At 60.4% G+C, this 1,141-nt stretch carries 1 protein-coding gene; it reads right to left on the bottom strand.

Going from position 1 to position 1,141, the window contains the following annotated elements:
• Positions 1-1,141 (bottom strand): condensation domain-containing protein (locus AB0L63_RS32705; protein ID WP_364509011.1); only part of this gene is annotated, 1,141 nt, incomplete at both ends.

The raw sequence follows: 1,141 nt of genomic DNA, 5'->3' as shown, positions 1-1,141 counted from the left end.
CCTTGTCGAGGTTGTCCGGTGTCAGCCAGTCGATGTCGTCGGGCAGTTGTGCACGCACCGACGGCACGGTCAGACCGATAGCCGCTTTCGAATCGTTCATCATGTAAGTGATGCGATCAGCCGGGTAGGTCGGATCGATCGGCAGAAAAGCAGCACCCGATTTGGTCACCGCCCACACCGCGAGAACCGAATCCACCGAACGCGGCATACCGATCGCGACGATATCCTCCGGACCGACACCCCGGTGAATAAGCAACCGCGCCAACCGGTTCGAACGCTCATCCAACTCCCGATAACTCAACTGCTGCCCATCGAACACGATCGCCGTCGCATCAGGATCCCGCGCGACCGCCGCACTCAACAGATCAGCCAAAGTGGTGGGCGCCACCGTCGGCGCACCCGAACGTGTCAACAGATCCGCCCGTTCAGCAGGCTCGAGCACCTCGATCGCCCCGACCGCAACCATCGGATCAGCGGCAACCGACTCCAAAACCCGAATCCACCGACGCACAAGAGAATCAACGGTCCCCGCATCGAACAAATCCGTGGCATAGGTGACCGACACCGTCATATCACCACTGTCGCGATCTTCCGACAACACGAACTGCAGGTCGAAACGAGACACCTCGGAAGCCAAATCGACCACCGACACCGCCAAACCAGGCAACTCGAGCTCGACTCGTTCCAGATTCTGGAACGCCAACAGCACCTGGAACAACGGATGCCGGGACTGGGATCGCTGCACAACGAGCTGATCCACCAACTGCTCGAACGGAACATCAGCATGCTCGAAAGCATCCAGATCGACCTGCCTGACCCGGCCGAGCAGATCCGTGAACGACTCATCCAGATCGATGTCGGTCCGCAACACCAAAGTATTGACGAACATGCCGATCACGTCGTCGAGCGCGGCAGCGCCGCGTCCGGCGATCGGCGTACCGACCGCAATATCGGTAGTGCCACTCAACCGCGCAAGCAGGACCGCCAACGCACCATGGATCACCATGAACAACGACGAACTCCGCCGCCGCGCAAAGCTTTCCAACATCCGCACCAACCCGGCATCCACCCGATAACCAACCGTCGCACCCCGATGAGACATCAGCACCGGCCGCGGCCGATCGACCGGCAAAGACAACTC

Source organism: Nocardia sp. NPDC051990, from assembly GCF_040680755.1.
In the GTDB taxonomy this organism is placed as follows: domain Bacteria; phylum Actinomycetota; class Actinomycetes; order Mycobacteriales; family Mycobacteriaceae; genus Nocardia.
The sequence above is the reverse complement of the archived record's forward strand: the minus strand, read 5'-3'. Positions and strand labels throughout refer to the sequence as shown.